This window comes from Rhizobium sp. SEMIA4064 (assembly GCF_003025035.1).
Lineage (GTDB): Bacteria > Pseudomonadota > Alphaproteobacteria > Rhizobiales > Rhizobiaceae > Rhizobium > Rhizobium paranaense.
In genome coordinates this window covers 224,233-230,232 of the sequence record NZ_PYJN01000006.1, presented here as the reverse complement: position 1 = coordinate 230,232, position 6,000 = coordinate 224,233, and the positions used below count along the sequence as shown (strand labels likewise).

The following is a 6,000-nucleotide window of genomic DNA, read 5'->3' as shown; positions in this document are numbered from 1 at the left end:
CGGGCAGTCGCTCCGCCCATCACAACGCCGATAACGCGGCGGTTACCCTGGCGCACGGCGCTGACGATGTTGAAACCGGAGGCATTGGTGTAGCCGGTCTTGATGCCGTCCATGCCCTCGTAGCGATACATCAGATTGTTATGACCACGAATTCGGCTGCCGCGATAGGTAAAGCCCGACTGTGAAAACAGCCGATATTCCTGCGGATAGTTGTTGATGAGCGCGACGGCGAGCGTGGACATGTCGCGCGCGGTCGTCACCTGCTCCATGCTCGGCAAGCCCGACGGATTGGTGAATACGGTGCGGCGCATACCGATTTCGCGTGCCTTCTGCGTCATCATGCGGGCAAAGCCGCTTTCGCTGCCGCCCAGCGCCTCGCCCATGGCAGTGGCGGCATCGTTGGCGGACTTGACGATCATGCCGTTGACGGCATCGCGGACGGTAATGGTGCTGCCCGGTTTCAGGCCGAGCTTGGTCGGGCTCTTACCGGAGGCGTTGCGCGAGACCGGAACCTCTGTGTTCCAACCGATCTTACCGCGATGGATCGCCTCGAAGGTCAGATACAGCGTCATCATCTTCGTCAGCGATGCGGGATGGTTGAGATCATCGGCATTATCGGAAGCCAAGACCTTGCCGGATTTCGCATCCATAATGAAATAGGCGCTGCCCGCAAAGCTCGCCACCGGTGCGCTCAACAGCAAGACGGCCGCAGAAAGGGCCATCAAAAGTTTTTTCATATTCGTCCCCAACTGAAACAAATGCCGATACACCGCATCAACCCAATGTACGCATTTGCGACAAAAGCCTGATTTCGGTGCGATATTGAGGCAACACCCTCGACAGAATTCCCAATTTTGCCTTTGCTGGTAAAATAACGGTTAACGTATTGAAAAGATGATGCAGATTCAGCAAGACTTAACGGCGGATGGGCTACAGCATGGTCATTCGTCAACCGGTTAAATCCCATGGAACAGGGCATCAGAATCCGTCTCAAGCGCGCGGTAATCTCCGGCGGGCTGGAAACCGCCGCAATTCTGAAAAACCTCGGCTTGATGCGCGACGTCGCCGGCCTAGGCGCCATTTTCACCCTGCATCATGTCCGTCCTCCCTTGTGCCGAACCTTCGCACCGAATGCGCATCTGGAAATTTCGCCAGAATTCCTTGACCGCGCGATCAGCCGGCTGAAACGGGATGGTTATGATTTCATCGCCCTCGATGCGCTGCCGGACCGTATCGCAAGTGATCGCAACAAGCCACCCTTTGCTGTTTTCACCCTCGACGACGGCAATCGCGACAATCTCGATCATGCGCTGCCGGTCTTTGCCCGGCACGGTATTCCCTTCACAATCTTCGTCACACAGGGCCTGTCGGAGCGGACACATAGTATTTGGTGGGAAACACTGGCCGACCTGCTCTGCCGGTTGGATCGCCTGACCTTCGATTTCGGGATAGGCCCGGAGAGCTTCGACCTCGACAAAGCCAGCCAGCGGCAAGCCGTCTTTGCCCGCTTCGCCGCCTATGTTCATGCCCATGATGAGACGGAGGCCGTTGGCCGGATCGACGAGCTCGCCCGAACGAACGGCCTGGAGCCACTCGATCTCGTGCGCTCAGCGATCATGGACCGGGAGGAATTGAAGCAGCTTGTCCGTCACCCGCTTGCCTCGCTCGGCGCCCATACGGTCAGCCACCGGGCGCTCGCTCGTCTGCCGGAAGCGGAAGCGGCTGCGGAAATGGCTTTGTCGGCGGATTATGTCGCTGACATCATCGGCGGGCGGCCAGCAGCGATCGCCTATCCCTACGGCACGGCCGATGCCGTCTCTCCTCGCGAAGCCCGGCTAGCGGCGGAACTCGGCTTTTCCGTCGGCGTTACGACCCGGCCTGGGACGATCGGAACGGCGAGTGCCGCTGCCCTCACCCATCTGCCACGACTGTCGTTGAACGGTCACTACCAGAAGGCCCGATATGCCTCGGCGCTTGCCTCCGGCATCCCCATGCGGCTGATGGGGCGCTAAAGCGCATCGCGATCTTTCAGAGTCGCTTGTTGCGCTTTAGATTCTTGAATTTGCGCATGTCGTTATCGCAAAACCGCTGAGCACTTTTGCGCGACATGCTTTGGGCATCGGCATAATCCGTTACGGATACATCCGCACCTTTTCCCAGGCGCCCTCCGGCACGTCACGGCGAAACTCGACGCGATCGTGCAGGCGGAACTGGCGATCGTGCCAGAATTCGATCGACAGCGGCCGGATGCGGAAGCCGGACCAATAGGCAGGGCGTGGAATTTCGCCGATGGCGTAGCGGGCCGTATATTCGGCGACGGCCTTTTCCAGGGCAAAGCGGCCTTCGAGCGGGCGCGACTGCTTCGACGCCCAGGCGCCGATGCGGCTGCCGCGGGCACGCGTCTTGAAATAGTCGTCGGCTTCCTTGTCGCTGACGACTTCAACCAGACCGCGCAGCCTGACCTGCCGGCGCAGCGATTTCCAGTGGAAGCACATCGCCGCTTTCTTTTGGGAAAGAATTTCTTGGCCTTTCCGGCTCTCGAAATTTGTATAGAATACGAATCCCTGGCTATCGAAACCTTTCAGAAGAACCATGCGGACATTTGGCAATCCATCCTTATCAACCGTTGCCAAGGCAACCGCATTCGGATCATTCGGCTCATTGGCTTCAGCGTCGCGCAGCCAGGAAGCGAAAAGCGCGAAGGGCTCGTTCTGCTCGGTGAAGTCACCGCTTGTTAACTCGTTTTCCGACATATTAGCTCAAATTCTCCGCATTTCCTAAAATCGCCAGCCCCAACACTGGCCAAGATACTCGGGTGGAAGTCATAGCAAAGTCGACGGTTCATACAAAGCGCAAGCTTGCAAAAGGCGCGACGATGGCGATTGCCATTCTCTCCCTTGGCGGCTGCGTCGGCGGCGGCATGGACATGCTGAGTTCGACGAAGGTGGATCGGAGCGTTTCAACCGGCACCATCCCGACTGCTCCTGTGACAACCGACAGCGTTTCCGACGAGACGACGGTGCGTAACGCGGTGACTTCGGCAGATCTCAACAAGTTGAACGGACGGTCCGTTCCTTGGGCGAACGCCTCGACGGGTAGCGCCGGCGTCATCGACACGATCGTTGAAAACAACGCCTCGGGACAGGTCTGCCGCCAGTTCCGCACCACTCGCCATTCCTATGACGGCATCGCCAACTTCTTCGGCAAGACCTGCCTCGTTGGCCAAGGCGAATGGCAATTGCTGAGTTTCCAGCAGGACGGCTGATAACCGTCTCTCTTTCTCATTTCATCGTCAAAAGCGGGCCGATCAGCGTGCCCGCCGCAATGCAATCGGCAAGCGCGTAGATATCGTTGCTGGGCGAACGGTCCACCTCGAGCGGCGGCACGATGGAGCGGATGACGGTAAATAGCGTCTCGGCCCTGTCGCCCAGCTTTATTGGACCACGCAGGTCGATGGCGCGGGCGGCTACGATCAGTTCGATCGCGGTGAGGTATCGTAGCTTCTCAACCAGCCGTCCGGTCTTGTCGATCACCGACATGGCAAGCGACGCATAGTCCTCCACACGATCGGCAACCGGCGTCACCGTAAAGGGCATGGGCATCGCCAGATGGCCGATCTCCGCCGTCAGCGCCGCGACGGTCTTTTGCAATGCGCCAAAACCGTTGGCGCCAGCACCTTCCGGTGCGAGGAAACGCGGCAGATCGGAAAAGCCCGGCGACAGCAGCTTCATGATCCGCTCGGCTGTCATGGCGGCAAGACGGGCGAGCGCGAGCGCCAACGTGTCGAAGGCCAGCACCATGTGGGTCGGATCGAAATTGCCCGTCGGCAGCACGACATCTTCATCGGCAAGAACCGATGGGTTGTCGTCACTGGAGTGCAGCTCGAGTTCGGTCGCCGACCACGCCGCTCTCAGCGCATGCAAGGCAGTGCCGGAGACCGATGGCACGCAGCGAAGGCTGAGCGGATCCTGAAGGCGCCGCGCGGCCCCTTGTTTCGTCAGATCGCCCCCTTCGAGCAGCGAGCGAACCGCCGCCGCGACATCGCCTTGTCCGGGGCCGGGCCGCAGGCGTATCGCCAGCGGGTCGAGCGGATCGAGGCTCGCGCGAAATCCTTCGTAGGACAGCGCTGCCGCACCGACATGCGCGTCGAAAATACGCCTGATGTCCTGCAGCAGCAGGCAGGCAAGGCCAACGGAAGCAGCGTTGGAAGAGATCAGCGACAATCCATCCTTAATACCGAAGGGCGGCTGTGCGAGCCCGGCGACCGCCAATGCTTCAGCGCCGGAGACCTCACGGCCGCCCGGCAGAATGGCTTTCCCCTCCCCGACCAATACCAGTGCAATATGTGCAAGCGGCGGAAGATCCGCCTCGCCGATCGAACCGGTCATCGGCACCTTCGGATGAACGGCGCAATTGAGCATGCCGGCAAGCGCTTGCGCCACCTCGGGCGAACCCCCCGAATAGCCTCGGCAGAAACGGGCCAAACGCGCCGCCATCATGGCGCGGACCTCGTCCGCTTCGGCAAAGCGCCCGACGCCGACGGCGCGGGGGCGTGGAATACGGTGTTGCCCTGAATCCTTCGTGGGATCGAGGCGCGTATCGACGGCCGCGCCCAAGCCGGTGCTAACCCCATAGATCGCCTTGCCCTCGCCGGCATGGCGGACGAGACAGGCATAGGCGGCTTCGATGCCGGCGAGCGCATCAGCACCGATTGTCACCTCTGCGCTGTCGCGGGCGATAGCGCAGATCGCATCGATATCCGCGCCGGACGCATCGAAGATCACCTTAGCGTCGGCACCCATCCGTCTGTCCATTTCTCAAACCGAACGTTTTCAGGCGAAGCGCAGGCGCTGGCCGATATTCATCCGCTTCGCCTTGTCGACCATGGCCGCGCCCAGCGCAACATCCGTGGTGCTGAGACCGCGATGCCAGAAGAGAATGGTCTCGTCGTCGCTCTCGCGGCCGGGCCGTGCGCCGCAGACGATCTGGCCGATTTCGGCATGCAGCGTCTCCGCCGTCACCTTGCCCTCATCGACATGCCGGCGCAATGCGCCATAGGGACGGCCGGGGCCGCATTGGCCCCAATCGTCGACGACAACCTTGTCCATGATGTCGGTCAGATCGAATTCCAACACGCTCATCGTGCCATAGGGAACGACGAAGGCGCCCTTCTTGACCCAGGCTGTCTTGAAGAGTGGCGTCGGCTCCGGCAGACGACTGGCCTCGACCATGATGTCGGCGTCCTTCAGGCAGTCTTCCCAATTGTCGGTGACGATGATCTTCTTGCCGAGATCCTTTTCCAGCCGGGCGGCGAAGGCGTCGCGGCTTTCCGGCCGGCGGGAATGGATACGGATTGCCTCGAAATCGAAGAGATGGTCGAGCAGGCGGACATTCCAATAGGCGGTGCCGCGCGCGCCGATATGGCCGAGCACCTTGCTGTCCTTGCGAGCCAGATGGCGAGCGCCGATGGCCGTGACCGCGCCGGTGCGCATATCGGTGATCGCCGTGGCGTCGATGATCGCCTTCGGCATGCCGGTGCGCGGATCGAAAAGGTTGAGCACCGCCATTTCAGAAGGAAGGCCCTGCTTGTAGTTATCGACGAAATCGCCAACCACTTTGACGCCGGCATAGTCGAGCGGCTTCACATAGCCGCGGAGCACGTTGAAATGGCCCTTGTCCGAACTTTCAGGCACGAGGTGCACGCGCGGTTCGATCACCGTTTCGCCACGTCCCTGTGCGTCGAGCGCCCTGCTGACGGCAGCGAGAATTTCGTCGTTGGTCAACGCCAGCGCCCTGGTATCGATGGCGTTCAGATAGTCGATCCAAATTTCCTGCATGGGATGCCCTGGCCTTCCGCTGGTCGCATGCTCGCGTCACTATGAAATGAGTTGTCTATACTTATTGTCAAGGCAAATCCCGCCTGGAAACCGTGCCGTTAGCTGGGCCGGGCGTGGCTTCCCAGGCGATATTTCGCATCAAAGTTTAGTGAACGGCTAACCA

Annotated in this window: 6 protein-coding genes; 2 read left to right on the top strand and 4 right to left on the bottom strand. The window is 60.5% G+C overall.

Annotation, left to right across the window (positions count from 1 at the left end):
• The coding region (locus tag C9E91_RS04890; RefSeq protein ID WP_146143974.1) for a D-alanyl-D-alanine carboxypeptidase family protein at positions 1 to 737 on the bottom strand (737 nt) is incomplete at its 3' end.
• 228 nt (positions 738 to 965) lie between these two features.
• Here C9E91_RS04890 and C9E91_RS04885 point away from each other — a divergent pair.
• On the top strand, positions 966 to 2,012 hold the full coding sequence (locus tag C9E91_RS04885) for a polysaccharide deacetylase family protein (protein WP_107107231.1): 1,047 nt from the start codon (positions 966 to 968) through the stop codon (positions 2,010 to 2,012).
• 120 nt (positions 2,013 to 2,132) lie between these two features.
• On the opposite strand, the gene pdxH is transcribed toward C9E91_RS04885, so the two are convergent.
• The gene (pdxH, locus tag C9E91_RS04880) at positions 2,133 to 2,753 is read right to left on the bottom strand and encodes a pyridoxamine 5'-phosphate oxidase (RefSeq protein WP_107107230.1); all 621 of its coding nucleotides are present in this window, start codon (positions 2,751 to 2,753) and stop codon (positions 2,133 to 2,135) included.
• A gap of 62 nt (positions 2,754 to 2,815) precedes the next feature.
• Here pdxH and C9E91_RS04875 point away from each other — a divergent pair, with 62 nt between their 5' ends.
• Positions 2,816 to 3,265 (top strand): RT0821/Lpp0805 family surface protein, encoded by a 450-nt coding sequence (locus tag C9E91_RS04875; RefSeq protein WP_107107229.1) that lies wholly within the window; start codon positions 2,816 to 2,818, stop codon positions 3,263 to 3,265.
• Positions 3,266 to 3,281: 16 nt separating this feature from the next.
• Here C9E91_RS04875 and C9E91_RS04870 read toward each other — a convergent pair whose 3' ends face one another.
• Together C9E91_RS04870 and C9E91_RS04865 are read right to left on the bottom strand one after the other, a co-directional pair.
• Positions 3,282 to 4,802, bottom strand: coding sequence for an HAL/PAL/TAL family ammonia-lyase (locus C9E91_RS04870; protein WP_107107228.1), 1,521 nt, complete (start codon positions 4,800 to 4,802; stop codon positions 3,282 to 3,284).
• 30 nt (positions 4,803 to 4,832) lie between these two features.
• Positions 4,833 to 5,837, bottom strand: a complete 1,005-nt coding sequence (locus C9E91_RS04865) for an ornithine cyclodeaminase family protein (RefSeq protein ID WP_107107227.1) — start codon at positions 5,835 to 5,837, stop codon at positions 4,833 to 4,835.
• Positions 5,838 to 6,000 lie beyond the last annotated feature (163 nt).

What these genes read in the sequence shown, in the direction of transcription:
- C9E91_RS04885 (WP_107107231.1), top strand. Translation starts at nt 966, where the DNA reads ATGGAACAGGGCATCAGAATCCGTCTCAAGCGCGCGGTAATCTCCGGC.
- pdxH (WP_107107230.1), bottom strand. Translation starts at nt 2,753, where the DNA reads ATGTCGGAAAACGAGTTAACAAGCGGTGACTTCACCGAGCAGAACGAG.
- C9E91_RS04870 (WP_107107228.1), bottom strand. Translation starts at nt 4,802, where the DNA reads ATGGGTGCCGACGCTAAGGTGATCTTCGATGCGTCCGGCGCGGATATC.
- C9E91_RS04865 (WP_107107227.1), bottom strand. Translation starts at nt 5,837, where the DNA reads ATGCAGGAAATTTGGATCGACTATCTGAACGCCATCGATACCAGGGCG.